Source organism: Streptomyces sp. NPDC048172, assembly GCF_043202595.1.
GTDB lineage: Bacteria > Actinomycetota > Actinomycetes > Streptomycetales > Streptomycetaceae > Streptomyces.
Genome location: NZ_JBIDAT010000004.1, coordinates 624,340 through 642,562, shown reverse-complemented (window position 1 = coordinate 642,562; position 18,223 = coordinate 624,340). Strand labels below are relative to the sequence as shown.

The 18,223-nt window shown below is 70.3% G+C and carries 9 protein-coding genes, 1 pseudogene and 1 riboswitch; of the genes and pseudogenes, 4 read left to right on the top strand and 6 right to left on the bottom strand.

Features of this window, described 5'->3' with window-relative positions; all coding sequences use genetic code 11:
- Positions 1–13: 13 nt before the first annotated feature.
- Positions 14–168, bottom strand: a riboswitch (cobalamin riboswitch).
- A 29-nt stretch (positions 169–197) separates the two neighbouring features.
- From ACGF3A_RS20605 to ACGF3A_RS20590, 4 genes are all read right to left on the bottom strand, one after another.
- A complete protein-coding gene (locus ACGF3A_RS20605; protein ID WP_393731648.1) occupies positions 198–2,354 on the bottom strand; it encodes an MMPL family transporter in 2,157 nt (718 codons plus the stop codon).
- A 279-nt stretch (positions 2,355–2,633) separates the two neighbouring features.
- A complete protein-coding gene (locus ACGF3A_RS20600; RefSeq protein ID WP_393731647.1) occupies positions 2,634–3,302 on the bottom strand; it encodes a response regulator in 669 nt (222 codons plus the stop codon).
- Positions 3,299–4,459 carry a sensor histidine kinase gene (locus tag ACGF3A_RS20595; RefSeq protein WP_393731646.1) on the bottom strand — a complete coding sequence of 387 codons (1,161 nt, stop codon included), beginning with the start codon at positions 4,457–4,459 and terminating at the stop codon, positions 3,299–3,301. The genes ACGF3A_RS20600 and ACGF3A_RS20595 overlap by 4 nt, the downstream gene beginning before the upstream one ends.
- A gap of 426 nt (positions 4,460–4,885) precedes the next feature.
- Positions 4,886–8,047, bottom strand: a complete 3,162-nt coding sequence (locus ACGF3A_RS20590) for a BTAD domain-containing putative transcriptional regulator (RefSeq protein ID WP_393731645.1) — start codon at positions 8,045–8,047, stop codon at positions 4,886–4,888.
- Between the two features lie 503 nt (positions 8,048–8,550).
- Between ACGF3A_RS20590 and ACGF3A_RS20585 the strand changes: the two genes are divergently transcribed.
- Positions 8,551–10,731 (top strand): tetratricopeptide repeat protein, encoded by a 2,181-nt coding sequence (locus tag ACGF3A_RS20585; protein ID WP_393731908.1) that lies wholly within the window; start codon positions 8,551–8,553, stop codon positions 10,729–10,731.
- A 307-nt stretch (positions 10,732–11,038) separates the two neighbouring features.
- Here ACGF3A_RS20585 and ACGF3A_RS20580 read toward each other — a convergent pair whose 3' ends face one another.
- Positions 11,039–12,256, bottom strand: coding sequence for a hypothetical protein (locus ACGF3A_RS20580; protein ID WP_393731644.1), 1,218 nt, complete (start codon positions 12,254–12,256; stop codon positions 11,039–11,041).
- 215 nt (positions 12,257–12,471) lie between these two features.
- On the opposite strand from ACGF3A_RS20580, the gene ACGF3A_RS20575 reads away from it, so the two are divergent.
- On the top strand, positions 12,472–14,748 hold the full coding sequence (locus tag ACGF3A_RS20575; protein WP_393731643.1) for a germacradienol/geosmin synthase: 2,277 nt from the start codon (positions 12,472–12,474) through the stop codon (positions 14,746–14,748).
- A gap of 55 nt (positions 14,749–14,803) precedes the next feature.
- Positions 14,804–16,039 carry a serine hydrolase domain-containing protein gene (locus ACGF3A_RS20570; RefSeq protein ID WP_393731642.1) on the top strand — a complete coding sequence of 412 codons (1,236 nt, stop codon included), beginning with the start codon at positions 14,804–14,806 and terminating at the stop codon, positions 16,037–16,039.
- Between the two features lie 247 nt (positions 16,040–16,286).
- Here ACGF3A_RS20570 and ACGF3A_RS20565 read toward each other — a convergent pair whose 3' ends face one another.
- Positions 16,287–16,493, bottom strand: coding sequence for a hypothetical protein (locus ACGF3A_RS20565; RefSeq protein ID WP_393731641.1), 207 nt, complete (start codon positions 16,491–16,493; stop codon positions 16,287–16,289).
- A gap of 121 nt (positions 16,494–16,614) precedes the next feature.
- Between ACGF3A_RS20565 and ACGF3A_RS20560 the strand changes: the two are divergent.
- Positions 16,615–17,553: pseudogene (locus ACGF3A_RS20560) on the top strand (NACHT domain-containing protein); the annotation flags it as partial.
- Positions 17,554–18,223 lie beyond the last annotated feature (670 nt).

Here is an 18,223-nt window from a genome sequence, read left to right as displayed (position 1 = left end):
CGCGTCCCCTGACCTGGTGAGGTTGGCGGCAGACCAGTATCTGACTCCCGGCGGACGCCCCTGGGGACGTGCCGCCGGTCACAGTGGCGGGACCGTGCCGGGTTCGCACCGGCTTCCTGGCCTCTGCCGCCTCGATGAACAACGGCAGTCTTCCATACGGCCCGCCCAGGGCCCCGACCAGGGACGGAGCCCCTCGGTCAGACGCGCACGCTCTCCTGGCCCTCGGCCTGGTCGTCCTCCCGGCGCTCCAGCGCGACCCTCGGCAGCCGCCGGGCGAGGCCCGCCGGGAGCCACCAGGCGCGCTCGCCCAGCAGCCGCATCACCGCGGGCACGATCAGACAGCGGATCACCACCGCGTCCAGCAGGATCGCCACGGCCAGCCCCAGCCCGAACTGCTGGAGCATCCGGTCCGGGCTCAGCACGAACGCCGCGAACACCACGATCATGATCGCCGCGGCCGCCGTGATCACCTTGCCCGTGGCCGCCAGCCCCTCGCGGACCGCGCCCCGGTGGTCGCGCGTACGCTCCCACTCCTCGTGGATACGGGAGACGAGGAAGACCTCGTAGTCCATCGAGAGCCCGAAGACGATCGCGAAGATCATCACCGGGATGAACGCCTCGACGGGCCCCGCCTCGGCCCCGAACAGCCCCTCCTGGAAGACCAGCGTGACGACCCCCAGCGCCGCCGCGATCGACAGCAGGTTCAGCAGCGCGGCCTTCAGCGGGATCAGCACCGAGCGGAAGACCACCATCAGCAGCAGCGCCGAGAGTCCCACCACCAGCGCCACGAAGAGCGGCATACGGTCCGACACCGAGTCCGCGAAGTCCTGCGCGGCGGCCGTCGGCCCGCCCACCAGGGCCTTCCCGCCCGTCCGCTCGGTCACCGGCGGCAGCACGTCGTCCCGCAGCCGGTGCACGAGGTCGGCGGTCGCCTCGTCCTGCGGAGCCGTCTCCGGGAACGCGAGCACGGTGGAGACGCCGGTGTCCTTCGAAGGCAGCACGGGCGAGGTGGCGGCGATCCCGTCCGTACGGGCCAGCGTGGCCCGCACCTCCCCGGCGGCCTCCGCGCCGCCCTGGCTCACGACGACGAGCGGCCCGTTGAAGCCGGGCCCGAATCCCTCGGCCAGCAGGTCGTACGCCTGACGGCTGGTCGTCCCGCTCGCGTCGTTCCCCGCGTCCGCGAAGCCCAGCCGCATGTCCAGCGCGGGCGCGGAGAGCGCGAGCAGCGCGAGGACGGCGGCCGTGAGCGCGGTCAGCGGACGCCGCTGCACCGCCTCGGCCCACGCCCGCCAACGCCGCCCCTCCGCCCGGCCCTTCGCCCGCGCCCGTTCCGTACGGGCCCGCACGTGCCGCTCGATCCGGCGCCCCGCCACCGCCAGCAGAGCGGGCAGCAGCACGAGCGACGCCGCCATGGTCACGAGCACGGTGAGCGCGACGGCGACGGCGACCCCCTGCAACGCGCCCAGTCCCAGCGCGACCAGTCCCATCAGCGCGATGATCACGGTGCAGCCCGCGAAGAAGACGGTGCGTCCGGCGGCGTCGAGCGCGGTACGGGTCGCGGTCGCGGTATCGACCCCGCGCAGCAGCTCATGCCGATACCGATAGAAGATCAGCAGGGCATAATCCACCCCCACTCCGAGCCCGACGAGCATCATCAGCGGCGGGGTGAAGTCGGCGACGGTGAAGAGATGCGAGGCCAGCGCGATCAGCCCCACCGCCCCGCCCACCGCGAACACCGCGGTGACCAGCGGCAACGCGGCCGCCACCAGCGAACCGAAGAGCAGCACGAGGATCACGAGCGCCGCCAGCATCCCGGCACCCTCGGCGGCCCCGCCCCCTTCTTCCTCGGCCCCGCGTACGGCCTCACCCCCCACCTCGACCCGCACCCCGTCGCGGTCTACGTGCTGGGCGGTATCGATGACCCGCTTGACGTCCTCCTTGGGCACGCTCTCGGCCTTGCCGTCGAGCGTGACGGTGGCGTACGCGATCTCGCCGTCCCGCGAGACGGCCGCCTTGTCCGCGTACGGGCTGCGCACGTCGGCGACGCTGGGCAACTCCCGTACGTCATCGAGCATCCGCTCGACGCGGGCGCGCGCCCCGCGCAGGTCCTCGCCCTGGAGCACGACGGACACACTGTCCCCGGCCTGCGCCGAACCGTGCTTCTCCAGCAGATCGGTCGCGGTCTGCGAGTCGGTGCCGGGCAGGGAGAAGTCGTTCCGGTAATCGCTGCCCGCCCCCTGCGAGCCCACGGTGATGGCGGCCACCACGACCACCCACAACAGCAGCGCCCCCCAACGGTGCCGCTGGGACCAGGAAGCGAGCCGCCCCAGCGGCCCGGTACGTAGCTGATTCATGAGCCCAAGGTGCGCCGCGGCGATGGCCCCGGTCGTCGTCCCCGGGTTGACATCCCACTACCCCACAAGTTGCGCCCCGAAGGGGCGCGGGGAACTGCGCGCTCAGCCAAGGCGAAAGCGGCAGTCTGCGACGCACGACAAGGGGCAGGTGCGGCGCAGCGAAGAGGAGACGGCCCCGTCAGGAGTGCCCCAAAGGGGCGCGGGGAACTGCGCGACCGGCCAAGACGCAACCCGCGGCCTGCAACGTGCAGCAAGGCGCAGATGGGGCGCAGGGCCAGATCAGGGGTTCAGCCACCCCGGGCGGACGAGCCCCGACTCGTAAGCGAGGACGACCAGTTGGGAACGGTCTCGTACACCCAGCTTGGTCATGATGCGGCTCACATGCGTCTTGGACGTAGCAGGGCTGAGAGTCAACCGTCCCGCGACCTCGTCGTTCGTCAGCCCTTCCGCCACGAGCCGCATGACCTCCACCTCGCGCTCCGTCAGCGCGTTGAGCCGGGGCGAGGGCCCGGGCGGGGCGACGCGTCCGGCGAACTCGGCGATCAGCCGCCGCGTGACGCCGGGACTGATGAGCGCGTCACCGCGCGCCGCGACCCGCACGGCGTGCACCAGCTCCTCCGGCTCGGTGTCCTTGACGAGGAAGCCGCTGGCCCCGGCGCGCAGCGCCGTATAGACGTAGTCGTCGAGGTCGAACGTGGTCAGCATGACGACGCGCACCTCGTCGAGCCGCCCGTCGGCGGCGATCCGGCGGGCCGCCTCCAGGCCGTCCGTGCCCGGCATGCGGATGTCCATGAGGACGACGTCGGGCCGCGTCGCGCGGCACAGCGCGAGGGCCTCCTCGCCGTCGCCCGCCTCGCCGACCACGTCGAAGTCGTCCTCGTCCTCCAGGATCGAACGGAACCCGGCACGCACCAGCCGCTGGTCGTCCACGAGCAGGACCTTGATCATGAAGGAGACGCTCCGTTCTGGGGTACGGCGGAGGAGGAGAGCGGCAGCCGCGCCCGTACGGCGAACCCGCCGCCCCGTTCGCCGGGCCCCGCGGTCAGCTCGCCGCCGAGCGCGCGGGCCCGCTCGCGCATCCCGGAGATGCCGGTGCCGGAAACGGCGCCGCCGCCGGACCGGACGGCCCCCCGCCCGTCGTCCACGACCTCCAGCACGAGCTCACGCCGCCCACGCCGGACACGCACGGCGACGCTCGTGGCGCCCGCGTGCCGGCTCACATTCGTCAGCGCCTCCTGCACGATCCGGTACGCGGCCCGGTCCACCTCGACGGGCAGCGCCCCCGCTTCGCGCCCGGTCGTCGTGACCCGTACGTCGAGCCCGGCCCGCCGCGCCGACGCGACCAGCTCGTCCACCCGGTCCAGGCCGGGCACCGGCGCCGTCGGGGCGGCCTCGTCGCCGTCCCGCAGCGCGCCGAGCGTGGTGCGCAGCTCGCGCAGCGCCTCCTTGCTGGCGTCCTTGACCGCACCGAGCGCCTCGCCCGCGCCGCGCGCCCCGCGCTCGGGATCCTTCTGGAACCGCCGCAGCGCCGCCGACGACTGGACGTTGATGAGCGAGAGGTGGTGGCCGATGCTGTCGTGCAGCTCGCGCGCGATCCGCAGCCGCTCCTCGCTGGTGGCGTGCTTCTCGGCCTCCCGCGCGTACGCGAGACGGCTGTGCCGCGCCCAGCCGAGCGCGACGGTCGCGACCAGCCACCCGGCGAGCATGAACAGGGCGACGTTGTTCACGTCCTCGTTCCCCGCGGCCGTCCCCGCGGCGGTCCCGCACAGGGCGACGGCGGAGAGCGCGACGGCGACGCCGAGCAGCCCGCGCGCCGCGACCGCGTAGAGCGCGACGATGGGGGCGACCAGCAGGGGCCCGTCGTAGGCACTGCTGACGTAATACACCGAGCTGGTCACCAGGACGAGCGCCGCGACGGCCACGGGCCGCCGCCCGCTGAAGGCGAGCGCGCCGCAGGTCACGACGATCAGCACCCACCCGAACACGGTCGTCAGCCACGGCTCGCCCCGCTCCTGCAGAAGCGCGGGCACGGTGCCGCCCGCCACCAGCAGGAACACCCCACCGGCCAGCGCCACCCCGGACCCCACGCGCACCCCGCAAGCCATACGGCCAGCGTAGATCGGACCCCTGCCCCGCGCGGTCCGTCTCAGGGCGTGACCGACGACTGTGACCCCGCAACTGGCGCGGTACGCCGGCGTTGCGGGGTCACGACCTGGGTGGTAGCGGAGGTCAGGTAGTGGTGCGGGGGGCGTCAGTGGGAGCTATGGAGGGCATGCACACCTTTGGCCCGAAGTACGTTGGGCTCGCCATCCCTTTCTCGGAGGCGGAGGGGCGAGCGGTGCGGCTCTGCTCGGCCTCCTCGCGGTGGATGGATGACGGGGGCTGATCGCCCTGGGGCGTATCCATGATCATCTTTGTGCCGAGTTCCTAACGTGCTTCCGCAGCATGGGTCGCCGCAGTGATCTCGCTATTACGGGCGATGACGCTAACCGAGCTGCGAGATATGCACAAGTATTCTGAACCCAGGAAATCTATCCGTTCTGACTGGCTCGCTCGGTGCTCCGTAGGCGCTCCCCTATACGTTCCGCCTCATAGCTGTCAATTCTTTTGAATATGCCGATCGCTCTCCGCCAGAGGGCGTGCGCCGCATCAATCCGCATTGCGTCGGACTTCAGCTCGGCCAGCGCGTCGCACGCGCGAGCCTCCTCCTCCGGAGACTGGATACGGGAGGCCAGGGTGAGCGCTTCCGTCAGGTGCTGTTCGGACGTGTGGAGACGGCCGAGAAGGCGCTCTGCTGAGCCGAGCCCGCGCAGGGCTTGAGCCTCTTCCAGTCCTGCCCCGAGGCTCCGCGCCAATTCCAGCGCTGCGCTGTGACGCTCCAAGGATTCCTCGTACCGGGCGGCCCGGTGAAGTGCGTTCCCGATGGAGACGAGAGTGATGGTTTCATTCCTCTTGTCGCCCAGGTGTTGGAACGAGGCGAGCGCCATGTCATAGAGGTCGAGTGCCGATTCCAACTCCTGCGGAACATGATACGTATTGGCGAGGTTCAGTCGTGCCATCGCTTGCTCGGAACGGCTTCCCGATTCGATGGACATTTCCAGGACGCGGGAGAAGGATTCCCGCGCAGAATCCTGCTCTCCTATGTGGGCCTGAGTCTCCGCAAAGTTGTTTAACGACTGGAAGGTTCCTCGTATATCTCCGGATTCCTGGAAGGAGAAAAAGGCTTGTTGGAAATGCCGTGAGGCTGCTACGGGATCTCCGAGATGGAGATGGGCGATGCCCAGAGTATTGGTGCTGCGCGCCTGCCCCCAGGTATCTCCGGAACGGGTGCGGATGTCCAGCGCCTCTTGCAGCGATTCCCGCATCAAATGGTATTCACCGCGATGCCAGTGGAGTATCCCGAGTTGATGCAGTGCCTCGGCGGTGGAGTCCGGGTCGTTGAGCGAGCGGGCAAGGGTCAGGGCCTGTTGCCCCGAGGCGGCCGCTTGCGCGTACTGCCCCGCATGGGCCTCCGCGATGCTGAGGTCGATCCGGGTGAGCGCCTCGGCGTGCGGGGCTCCGTGGGCGTGCCAGTGGTCGGCGGCATGGGCGTGCATGACCGCTGCCTCGTGCCAGAGACCCTCCGTGTCCAGGAAGGATGCGAGGACATGGGCGAGTTCGGCCGCCAGCTCGGGGAGGCCGTGGGTGCGTGCGTGGTGCTCGGCGGAGATGAGGGCGGAGGTCTCCGCCCTGAGCCACGCCTTCGCGTCCTGGGCTCCGGCCCACTGCGGCAAGTCGTACGGAGAGGCGTCCTGGCCGAGAGTGAGGCTGAGGCGGGTGCGGCGGGGATGCGCCAGGGCATCGGCGCGGGCGGCACAGTTGAGGTAGAAGTCGGCCAGCCTGCGCCGGGCGGCCACTTCCTCTTCCGGATTCTCGTGAACGAGGGTGAGCGCGAACTCCCCGAGTAGGTCGTGGAATCGATAGCGCTCCGGCTCGGGCTCCAGAACGAGACTGCTGTCCAGCAGGGCCTCGATGTGCCGCTCCGTCTGGTCCAGGGGTTCGCCGGTCAACGCCGCGGCGGCGTGAGAGGTGAAAGTGGTTCCCCAATGGAGGCCGAGGCAACGGAAGGCGGTTCGCTGCTTCTCTGTCAGGGTCCTGTGTGAGAGTGAGAAGACGTGGTGAATCTCGCGCTGACCGTCGCGGATTTCTCCGAGCTTCCGCTTGCTGTGCGCAATCTTCTCAGCGAGGTAACGCGCCGTCCAGGCAGGGCGGGATTTGAGGCGTCCCGCGGCGAGTTCGATGGCCAGAGGCAGGCGCCCGCATAACTGTACGATGCTTGCCACGTCGTTCGGTTCGGTTTTTCGGGAAAGGTCCGGACCAATGAGCCTTATGAAGAGATCCGTTGCGTCTTCGAGGGGGAGTACGTCAAGGAATACCGGCCGGGCTCCGGGAAGGTTCGTCAGGCGGTTCCTGCTGGTGATGATGAAGAGGGATGGACAATCCTGGACGAGGAGCGGGCGAACCTGTTCGTCACTCGCGGCGTCGTCGAGAATGATGATGGCTTGACGGCTGCTCAGCGTATTCCGCCACAGTGACGTCAGTTCGTCCAGTCCGCGAGGGAGGGCTTTGGGAGAGAAGCCCATGGTTCTGAGCAGAGAGGTGAGGGCGGCTGAAGAGGCGAGGGGTTTGCTTCCGGCGGAGTGCGCCCTCAGATCTATGTACATCTGCCCGGCCGGGAATCTTGAGCTCAGTCGGCGACTGACGTGGAAGGCGAGCAGTGTTTTCCCCACGCCGCCCATCCCGGAGATGCTCTGGAGGGAGATGACGGTGCCTTCGGGTATCTCCTGAAGGGTCCGTAGCTCCGCCTCTCTTCCTACGAGATCGCCATGCGCCGGGATGTTGTTCAGCTTCTTCCCTTCCGTAACTCCGGCGCGGTGGGAAGGCGGCTTCGGCGGGGCGAGGATCCGCTCCACCGGTTCCTGCTGAAGGATGAGATGGTGGATACGCCTCAGAGGCTTTCCCGGATCGGTGCCGAGCTCCTCCTGCAGGCGTTTTCTCAGGGTCTCGAAGAGGCGGAGCGCCTCCGCCTGACGGCCGCTTCCGTAGTGGGCCACCATGAGTTGCCCGGCGACGGTCTCGTCTACCGGCAGCTGCTCCAGGAGGCCGCTGAGCTCTGCGATCAGATCGACGAACCGCCCCATGCGCAGTTCGAGCGCTGTGCGATCAAGTTGTGTCGCAAGATGTTGCGACTCCAGTCGCATGCGAACACCTTCGGCCCAGGAACCAGTCAGCCCCGCAAGAAGCTCGCCATGCCACAAGGCTTCCGCTTCGCGGAACAGCCGCAGTGTCCGCGCCTGGTCGCCGGAGTTGGTGGTGCGGGCCTGCTCCGTCAGCCGCTGGAAGCGGTGGAGGTCCACGGACTCCGGGGCGATGTCGAGGCGGTAGGTGTGCGCCTGCTGGACCAGTCGATCGCCGCCGGTGGCGTTCCGCAGGCGCCGTCGGAGCCGGGCCGCGTAGGAGTGCAGGCTCGCACGGGGCTTCCCGGGCGGGTCGTCGTCCCAGAGGCGCCGGGTGAGCGTGTCGAGCGGGACGGACCGGCCGGCGTCCACGGCGAGCGCCGCGAGCAGCGCGCGCTCCTTCGCCGAGCCCAGCGCGTCGTGCTGTCCGTGCGCGCGTATGCCGATCGGGCCCAAGATCACGATCTCGAAGTCCACCAGCGTTCCCTTCGCCGGTTCGACTTGCTCGCTCTTTGCCGGGCGATGGCCGGTCTTTGCCCAAATGAGGATGACATGTTGTCAACTCCGGTCACCAGACGGCCACTCTTGATCCCTCTTCTTGGCTGAAACGGTCCGCCTGGGGCGGGTCCGGAGCGGGTTCGGAGTGAGCCGTCAGTCTGCGACCGGGGGTCCGCGGGTAGCTTCCCCGTGCTTACGGATCTCCATGAGTGATCCATGGCCAGAGGGGTGAAGGGATGCGTCCGCTCACAGTCCGAGAACTCGCTCTGGCGCTGGCTGTCGCCGCCGGGCAGCCACGCAGTTGGGAGAGTCTGCGGGAGATGGTAAGCGGAACCCTCGAAGGTCCCGATGACGCCATGCGGAGTGAGTTGTCACGCGTACTTGTGGAATCGGCACCCTCGATTTCGTACAGCAGTCTGGCCGATCGCATACTCACTCGCGTGAGTGCTCATCCCGAGACCATGGATGCACTGCGCATCTGGGTGAACACGGTTCGGCCGACCGGTATCACTCACGCCAACGTCGTGGAGGACGCGTCGATATCCGGACCGGTGATCCAGGCGGGGGAGATCAGCGGAGGTGTGCATGTGCACGCGGCGCCTTCCGAGCGCCGCGCGGAACTTCCCGTACCGCAGCAACTGCTGCCCGTTCCCGGCCACTTCATCAACCGGGAATGTGACGTGGCGAAGCTGGAGGAAATGCGGAGTCGGCACCGTGGCGCTCCGCAACTGATCGCTGTTACCGGTCCCGCAGGGGTGGGGAAGACCACGCTGGTTTCCCGCTGGCTCGGCTCGCTGCGGGACCCTTTCCCCGACGGCAGGCTTTACGCGGACATGGGCGGCTATTCCATGGGAAGTGCTCGAGGGCCGGGGGAGATTCTCGGGCAGTTTATCCGCGCGTTCGGCTACGACCAGGTACCGGTGGAGCTGGCAGAACAGGCCGCGCTCTGGCGTTCGTTGACGGTGGGCCGCCGACTTGCCGTCGTGCTGGACAACGCGGTGAGTGCCGCACAGGTCCGCCCGCTGATCCCCGGGGAGGCGGACAGCCTGGTGGCGGTTGTCAGTCGGCAACGGCTGAGCGGGCTGGCCGTGGATGGCGCCGCGTTCCACCACCTGGGCGTGCTCTCCGCCCAGGCGGCCGTGGAACTGCTGAGCAATCGTGCGGGCGGCGGTCGCACCGAAGAGGAGCCGGGTGCCGTCCGCCAGGTGGTGGCCCTGTGCGCGGGACTGCCCCTCGCGGTGTGTGTCGTCGCGGCACGGATGGCCGCCAGACCCCAGCAGACGTTCGCGGATCTGGCCGGGGCGATGCGGCGGCCCCCTGACCGGCTGGAGGAGCTCTACCTGGAGGGAGACCAAGCAGTGGGCAGCGCACTGGACGAGTCCTACCGTTCGTTGGCGCCGGACCGTGCGCGGGGCTACCGGCGTCTGGGACTGCTTCCTGTCGATGTCTTCTCCGCCTTCGAGGCGGCTGCCGGATGCGCGCTCGGTCTGCGGGACGCCCGAGGGCTGCTGGACGGCCTTCTGGAGGCGAACCTCCTGGAGGAGGCTGGACCTCATCCCGTCACCGGCCATGCCCGGTTCCGCTTCCACGACCTCACCCGGTTGCACGCCATGGACAGGGCAGCTCAGGACGAGGCGGACCCCACGGCGGCGCGGGCGGAGACGGAGCGGCGCGTACTCGACTGGTACCTGGCCACGGCGACCCCCGTACGGACTCTCCTCGTTCCCGGCTATCGGCCCCTCGGACGTGACTACGCCTATCCGCCCCGGCACGCGCTGGAGTTCCCCGACGGCGAGACCGCGCTGCGGTGGATGAACGAGGAGGCGGTCCGGCTGATGCGGGCCGTGCGCACCGCGGCTGACCGTGGCTGGCACTCGACCTGCTGGCAGCTGGCCGACGCCATGCAGCCCTTCTTCCTGCGCTCGCGGCCGTACGACCTGTGGACCGAGGCGCACCGTCTCGGACTGGCCGCCGCCGAGCACGCGGGCCAGGCCGCAGGAGTCAGCCAGATGCTGACGAGCGGCGGCGCCGCGCTGCGCAACGCGGGGCAGCTGGACGAGGCGGAAATCTGGTTCACCCGTGCTCTCCAGGACGCCCGCGACCGACAGGACCGACGTGCGGAGGCACAGGCTCTGCACGGGCTCGGCCAGACCCACCGGCTCGCGGGGAGGCTGGAACAGGCAGCCCCCCTCTTTCAGGCCGCGCTCGCCGAACGGGAGGAGATCGGCTACCGCAGAGGGGCCGCACTCTCCCGCCTGTGCCTGGGCGATGTCGCCCTTGCCATGGACCGTGCAGACGAGGCGCGGAGCTTCCTCGAACAGGCCCGGTCCGAACTTCTCGGCCTCCAGGACGCGTACGACGCCGCACGAGCCCTGGCCTTCCTCGGCCGTGCTCACGCGCACCGTACGGTGCGGAACCACCCGGAGGCCGAGCGGCTGTTGCTCACCGCGCTCGATGAGTTCCGGTCAGCCGGATCCGTTCCCTGGCAGGCCCGGGTGCTGGAGATGCTGGGCCAGACCGCGGAGGACCGGAACGACGCCGAGGCGGCCCGTCGCCACTACGACGACGCGCTCGCCCTCTACGGCCCCCGGAGCCCCAGAGACGTGGAGAGGGTGGAGCGACTCCTCGCCGGACTGACACCTGGGCCGGACGACGAGCGGTGATCCATGCGACGGCCGAACTGGCCCAGGGGCAGACCCCGCACGAGCCAAGCGTGCAACAGCGCTGCGAGCAGCGCGTGTTCGGCCGCTGACAGTTCCCTCGCGTACGTCACGAGTCGGGTCCGTACACCGTTCCGAGCCACGGCCGTGCAGATGCCACCGGGCCGTCGGAGCGTGACGCACAGGCACCCCGGGTACCGTCGCAGCAGCGTGTCGGCGTCGTGCCGGTCCATGCCGTACAGCACGTCCGCGCACTGCCGTACCCGCTCTTCGCGGCACGCGTCGACGTCGACGCACACGCAGTCCGCGTTCATACCGCCTCCCCCCATGACTCATGACTGGGCTCCCACACCGCCCCGTCCAGGGGAGCGGGAAGCGGGAGCGGCTCCGTGGCCGGCGGATAGGCGGGCTGCCCCAGCCCCAGAACGCGGTACATGAGCCGTCGGAAGTTGTGGTTGAAGCGGCCCGGCTGAGAGGAGATGCGTGCCGCGATGTCCGCGTGGTCCTCGGCCCGGTACTCCTCGGCGGCGAAGGCCAGTTGCTCCGCCAGCGGGCGTGACGGGGACAGGGCCGGGGCCGTCAGCGCCAGGTCGACACCGGGGGACTCCGGGTTGGCGTCCCAGTACGGGAAGTGCGTCATCAGGATCGGGGAGCCGGTCATGGTGCCGTACAGCGTCACCGACCCGTAGTCGCCGATGATCCAGTCCGCCGCGATCAGCGGCTGCCGCCAGTCCGTCTCCGGCGGGAGAACGCTGACGCCTGCACGCCTGCAGTCGGCCAGCCACGCACGCACCTGCCAGTGCCCGAAGCGGGACCAGACGTTGGGGTGCACCAGCACCGCGGTCTGGTACTCCTCGCGCGGCAGCTCCGACAGCAGCCTCGGGAGGACCGAACCGAGACGGCTGAAGGACGAACGCTCCCCCCAGGACAGCGAGACGAGGACGAGCTTCTGTCCGGGGGCCAGTCCCAGTGCCTCCCTGTAGTCACGGCGCAGCGGCAGGCTGCGCCGGATGCGGTCGTAGCAGGGATCCCCCGCGACCTCGGCGACCGGAAGCGCCTCCGGACACCAGCGTTCCAGCTCGACCAGGTCCTCGTGGTGGGCCAGGACCACGGCCCTCGGGACGACCCTGCCCTGCCAGGTCAGATACCCCCTTCCCGTGACGCCGCGCGGAGCGCGGGCCTCCCCGGGGTTCAGTTGCGAGCGACGGGTCAGGGACATCTGCCCTGCCCCGTGCGAGAGCCGCACCAGCGGTGCGCGCAGCTGCTCGGTGCCCTGCGAACCAGCGGCCAGCGCGAGGTCGAAGGAGCCGCGCACGGCCTCCTCCCAGCTCACCACCGTGGCCCCGAGCGACCGGAGGAACTGTGCGGTGCCTCCGTTGAACGCGTGCGGTGCCACGGTGAAGACCACCTCGACCCGCAGATCCGACTCCAGGAGCGGCAGCAGGTCCTGGAGCCGCTTCCCGTACACCTCGGTGTGGACGATGACCAGCAGCCTCTTGCGATCGGGTTCAGGCAGCCACCCCTTCACGTCCCGTAACACTGCGCTCTCTGCTGTGGTGCCCGGATCGGACATTCTCTCCCCCACGTCATTCCCGTCGTTGTCGAACGGTGTGCGCGAAGGGGATGCCCGGGCGGAAAGACGGAAGTCTTGCCCCGGCCTTGACGAAACCTTGCAATGACGGCTCAGCAGGAGCACTCGTTCGAGTGAGCTGAGGGCGTGGGCCACAGGGTAGAGCTGTGGCCATGTCCCAACAGCCCTTCGAGCTTCCCGACTTCTACGTCTCATACCCCGCCCGGCTCAACCCCCATCTCCAGGACGCCCGCGCCCACTCGAAGGAGTGGGCTCGTGGCATGGGGATGGTGGAGGGGTCCGGGATCTGGGAGGAGCAGGACCTCGACGCGCACGATTACGCCCTGCTGTGTGCCTACACCCATCCCGACGCCTCGGGCCCCGACCTGGCCCTGATCACCGACTGGTATGTGTGGGTCTTCTTCTTCGACGACCATTTCCTGGAGGAGTTCAAGCGGACCCAGGACCGCCCCGGCGGCAAGGCGTACCTCGACCGGCTGCCCGCCTTCATGCCCCTCGTCCTGCCCTCCGAGGGCGGCGCCGAGGTCCCCGAGCCCGTCAACCCGGTGGAGGCCGGGCTCAAGGATCTGTGGGCCCGCACCGTGCCCGCGATGTCCCGCGACTGGCGTGCCCGCTTCGCGCGCAGCACGGAGAACCTGCTCAACGAGTCGCTGTGGGAGCTGTCCAACATCAACATCGGCCGGGTGGCGAACCCCGTCGAGTACATCGAGATGCGCCGCAAGGTCGGCGGCGCGCCCTGGTCGGCGGGGCTCGTGGAGTTCTCCGAGCACGCCGAGGTCCCCGCGGCCGTCGCGGACGCGCGCCCGATGGAGGTGCTGCGCGACACGTTCTCCGACGCCGTCCACCTGCGCAACGACCTGTTCTCGTACGAGCGCGAGGTCGGCGACGAGGGCGAGTTGAGCAACGGGGTGCTGGTCCTGGAGACCTTCCTCGGCTGCTCCACCCAGGAGGCCGCCGACTCCGTCAACGACCTGCTGACCTCCCGTATGCACCAGTTCGAGCACACCGCGCTCACCGAGGTCCCCGCGCTCTGCGCCGAACGGGGCCTGGAGCCGCGGCAGTGCGCGGACATCGCGGCGTACACGAAGGGCCTCCAGGACTGGCAGTCCGGCGGCCACGAGTGGCACATGCGCTCCAGCCGGTACATGAACGGGGGCGGGGCCGGGGGTGGGGCCGCGACCCCGGAAGCCTCCGGTGCGCCTGGTCCCGCCGCGGCACTCGGCACCTCCGCCGCCGACGTGACCCGCTCCCTGCGCCGTACGCACGCGCAGCGCGCCCGCTCCTTCACGCACGTCCCGCACCAGCGCACCGGGCCCTCTCAGCTGCCCGACCTCGCGATGCCGTTCACCCTCCGGCTCAACCCGCACCTGGCGGGCGCGCGCGAGCGGATCGTGCCGTGGGCGCACGCGACGGGCCTGCTGGAGCCGCAGCCCGACGTGCCCCTGCCCGGCGGCGTGCTCTGGGACGAGGGCAAGCTCCGCGACTTCGACCTGCCGCTGTGCGCCGCCGGGATCCGCCCCGACGGTACGGCCGAGGCGCTCGACCTCGCCTCCCAGTGGCTGGCCTGGGGCACCTGGGGCGACGACTACTACCCGGTCCGCTTCGGACGTACGCGCGACTTGGCGGGCGCCAAGGCGTGCACGGAGCGGCTGATGCTCTTCATGCCGCTCGACGGGACGGGAAGCACGTACGGCGCGGCCCCGGCCACCGCCTTCGAACGGGCGCTCGCCGACCTGTGGCAGCGGACCGCGGGCCCGATGACGCAGGCCGCGCGCCGCCGCTTCCGCCGCAGCGTCGAGGTGATGGCCGACTCCTGGCTGTGGGAGCTGAACAACCAGGCGCAGAACCGCATCCCCGACCCCGTCGACTACCTGGAGATGCGCCGCCTCACCTTCGGCTCCGACCTCACGATGAGCCTGTGCCGCCTCGGCCACGGGCAGGCGGTCCCCGACGAGGTCTACGAGAGCGGCCCCGTCCGCTCCCTGGAGAACGCGGCCGCGGACTACGCCTGTCTCCTCAACGACGTGTTCTCGTACCAGAAGGAGATCGAGTACGAGGGCGAGATCCACAACTCCGTGCTCGTCGTCCAGGACTTCTTCGACTGCGACTACCCGACGGGCGTCGCGATCGTCGGCGACCTCATGCGCTCCCGGCTGCGCCAGTTCCAGCACGTCGCCGCGCACGAACTCCCCGTACTGCACGACGACTTCGGCCTGGACGAGGAGGCGCGCACGGCGCTGCGCGGCTATGTGACCGAGCTGGAGAACTGGATGAGCGGCATCCTCAACTGGCACCGCGGGGTCCGCCGTTACGACGAGCCGAGCCTGCGCCGCCACCACTCCCCGGCCTGGCCCTTCGACGGTCCGGCGGGCCTGGGTACGTCGGCGGCCTCCGTGACCCCTTTCGCTGCGAACGCTGTACGCATGTGAGTACAGTGTTCGCAGCGGCGTGCACGGTGCACGTGCGCGTCCCAGGGGAGGAACCATGTCGAAGACGAAGGCCACGACGACGAAGGCCACGACCTGGCGGCTGAGCAGGATGCGCGAGGTGCTGGCCGGGCACGTCGAGTCCGGGGCGATACCCGGCCTCGTCGCGCTCGTCAGCCGTCGAGGCGAGACGGGTGTCGAGACGCACGTCGAGGCGCTCGGCACCCACGAGGCGGGCGGCTCGGGCTCGCCGATGCGCCGCGACACCCTCTTCCGCATGGCCTCCGCGACCAAGCCCGTCACGACGGCGGCGGTCATGATCCTCATCGAGGAGTGCAGGCTGCGGCTCGACGACCCGGTCGACCCGTGGCTGCCCGAACTCGCCGACCGCCGGGTGCTCAAGAGCATCGACGGCCCCGTCGAGGACACCGTCCCCGCCGCGCGGCCCGTCACCGTACGGGACCTGCTGACGTTCACCAACGGCTTCGGGATGGTGGTCGCCGCGCCGGGGACGTACCCGGTGCAGGAGCTGATCGAGGAGTCGGGGATCGGCGCCTTCGGCCAGGTGCCGACCTGCGGCCCCGACGAGTGGATGCGCAAGCTCGGCACGCTGCCGCTGCTCTGCCAGCCCGGCGAGCGGTGGCTCTACAACACCGGGTCCGACATCCTCGGCGTGCTCGTCTCCCGGGTCACGGGCCAGTCGTTCGGCGCGTTCCTCGCCGAGCGCGTCTTCGGCCCGCTCGGGATGCGGGACACCGGCTTCCACGTCCCGGCCGACAAGATCCACCGGCTGCCCACGAGTTACGCCCACGACCAGGAGACGGGCGAGCTCGTGGTCTGGGACGAGGCGGACGGCGGGCTCTACAGCCGCCCCCCGGCGTTCGAGTCCGGCGGCACCGGCCTCGTCTCGACCGTCGACGACTTCGCCGCCTTCTACCGGATGCTCCTGGACAAGGGCGCGTACGGCGGCGAACGCCTCCTCTCCCGGGCCTCCGTCGAACTCATGACGACGGACCACCTCACGCCCGGGCAGAAGGCGGAGAAGGACACCTTCCCCGAGTACTTCGGCGCCCACGGCGGCTTCGGCTTCGGCATGGCCGTCCGCACCCACCGCCGCGACCTCGCCTCCGTCGGCCAGTTCGGCTGGGACGGAGGGCTCGGCACGACCGCGTACGGCGACCCGGCCGAACAGCTCACCGGGATCCTGCTGTCCCAGACGGCCATCGACACCCAGGACACCCCACGCCTCCACCGCGACTTCTGGACCACGGTTTACGGGGCGATCGACGACTAGGCCGTGTCCGGCGGATCGGAGCTGGGCAGGGGTTGCCCCGCCTGTCCCTCGCAGGCTGCGGGTTGTGGGTGGTTGCGCGCGCAGTTCCCCGCGCCCCTAGAGATACGCGGCGCTCCTCGGAGCGCCCCGTCAGGGGCGCGGGGAACTGCGCGACAAGCCACGACTCAGCCGCAGTCTGCAAGGCACCGCACGGGGCAGCCCCTGTCCAGCCCCGAGAGGGGGGCGACCATGATCTGCCGGACCCGGACTAGGCGCTGAGGACGAAGGTCAGCAGCGCCAGGCTCAGCGCGACGCTCCCCGCGAACGCGGCACCGCCGCGCAGCACCGCCGCGGCGTAGCTCGCCCCGTCGATACGGGCGAGTACCCCGGCCGCCACGCCGACCAGCGCGGCGGCGAGCACGACGACCGCGAGGAGCAGGGCCAGGAGCATCAGGTGGGTGGACGAGAGGGACATGACTTCTCCCGGAGGGCGTCGGCGAATGGGCTGAGGTGAATTTCGCCGTTCCGGTGTTCACCGGGGTTCAGGCCGAACAGAGTTGAACGAAGACGGTCGCCCGGGGAGGGAGCAGGAAGGCATGGGGGAGAGCCCACAGGAGGAACTCGCGCGGCGACTGCGCACGCTCCGGGCGGAGCGCCGCCTCCAGATGGCCGGGCTCGCGCACCGTACGGGGCTGGGGCGTACGACGATCAGCCAGGTGCTCAACGGCCGTACGCTGCCCTCGGAGGCGACCGTGGTGGCCCTGGCGGAAGCCCTGCGCGCCGACTCCGAGCCGCTGCTCGCCCTGCGCCGGGCGGCGGCGGTGGGGAGGACCACGTTCGAGGACCGCTACCTCGCGTACGTGGCGGAGCGGTACTCCCAGCTCACCGTCGTAGGGCTCGACCTGAGCAGGCCGGAACGCGCGCGCTGGCCGGTGGACGCCGCGTACCTGAGCCTGGAGCTGGCGGCGGAGCAGCAGACGGGCTGGGCCACGGGGAGAGAGGAAGCGGAACGGCCTCCCGTGGTGGTGAAGCGGGCCGAGGGCGCGCTCGCCGGTCATCGGCGAGTGCTGCTGCGCGGACTCGCCGGGTGCGGCAAGACGACACTGCTGCAGTGGCTGGCCGTCGCCACGGCGGGCGACACGCTGCCGGAGGAACTGGCGGACAGACGGGGGAAGATCCCGTTCCTGCTGCCGCTACGGACGCTGGTGCGGCGCGGCCCGCTGCCCGGGCCCGGCGACTTCCTGACGGCGGTCGGCGCGCCGCTCGCCGCCGCGCAGCCCCCGGGCTGGGCGGACCGGATGCTGGCCGGTGGCGCGGCGCTCGTCCTCGTCGACGGCATCGACGAGGTGCCCCAGGAGGACCGGGGCGCCACCCGCGAGTGGCTGGAGGGACTCCTGGCGGCCTACCCGGACGCCCACTTCGTCGTCACCACCCGCCCGTCGGCCGTCCCGGAGGGCTGGCTGTCCGCCTCCCGTTTCACCGAACTGTCCGTACGGCCGATGAGCGCCGCCGACATCGAGGTCTTCGTCGGCCGCTGGCACGCCGCCGCACGCCGGTGCACGGCGAACGAGGCCGAACAGGCCCAGTTGAGCGAGCTGGAGGAGGCACTCCGCGTCACGGCCCGTGCCCAGCGCGACCTGGCCCAGCTCTCCCGTACGCCGCTGATGTGCGCCCTCATCTGCGCCCTGCACCGCGACCGCCGGGGTCATCTGCCGCACAGCCGTATGGAGCTGTACGAGGCGGCGCTGTCGATGCTCCTCGTACGCCGCGACCTCGAACGCAGCGTCGGCTTCCCCGAGGGCACGCGCCTCACGGAGCACCAGAGCGTTCAGCTGTTGCAGCGCCTGGCCTACTGGCTCGTCCGCAACCGCCAGACGGAGATGGAGCACGCGACAGCCCTCGCCCTCCTCGCCGACGCGCTGCCCGCGATGCGGGCGGTGGCCGAGCAGGGCGACGCGGAACAGATCCTCACCCACCTGGTCGGCCGGAGCGGGCTCCTGCGCCAACCGACCATGGAAACCCTCGACTTCGTCCACCGCACCTTCCAGGACTACCTGGGCGCGAAGGCCGCCATCGAGGCCCACGACTTTCCCTGGCTGGTGAACAACGCCCACGACGACCAGTGGGAGGACGTCGTTCGCATGGCCGTCGCGCATGGCCGTCCGGCGGAGAGCGCGGACATTCTCCGGCGGCTCGTCGCGCGGG

Bases quoted from the DNA above. Each gene is read 5' to 3' on its own strand.
- ACGF3A_RS20605 (WP_393731648.1), bottom strand. From the start codon at position 2,354: ATGAATCAGCTACGTACCGGGCCGCTGGGGCGGCTCGCTTCCTGGTCC.
- ACGF3A_RS20600 (WP_393731647.1), bottom strand. From the start codon at position 3,302: ATGATCAAGGTCCTGCTCGTGGACGACCAGCGGCTGGTGCGTGCCGGG.
- ACGF3A_RS20595 (WP_393731646.1), bottom strand. From the start codon at position 4,459: ATGGCTTGCGGGGTGCGCGTGGGGTCCGGGGTGGCGCTGGCCGGTGGG.
- ACGF3A_RS20575 (WP_393731643.1), top strand. From the start codon at position 12,472: ATGTCCCAACAGCCCTTCGAGCTTCCCGACTTCTACGTCTCATACCCC.
- ACGF3A_RS20570 (WP_393731642.1), top strand. From the start codon at position 14,804: ATGTCGAAGACGAAGGCCACGACGACGAAGGCCACGACCTGGCGGCTG.
- ACGF3A_RS20565 (WP_393731641.1), bottom strand. From the start codon at position 16,493: ATGTCCCTCTCGTCCACCCACCTGATGCTCCTGGCCCTGCTCCTCGCG.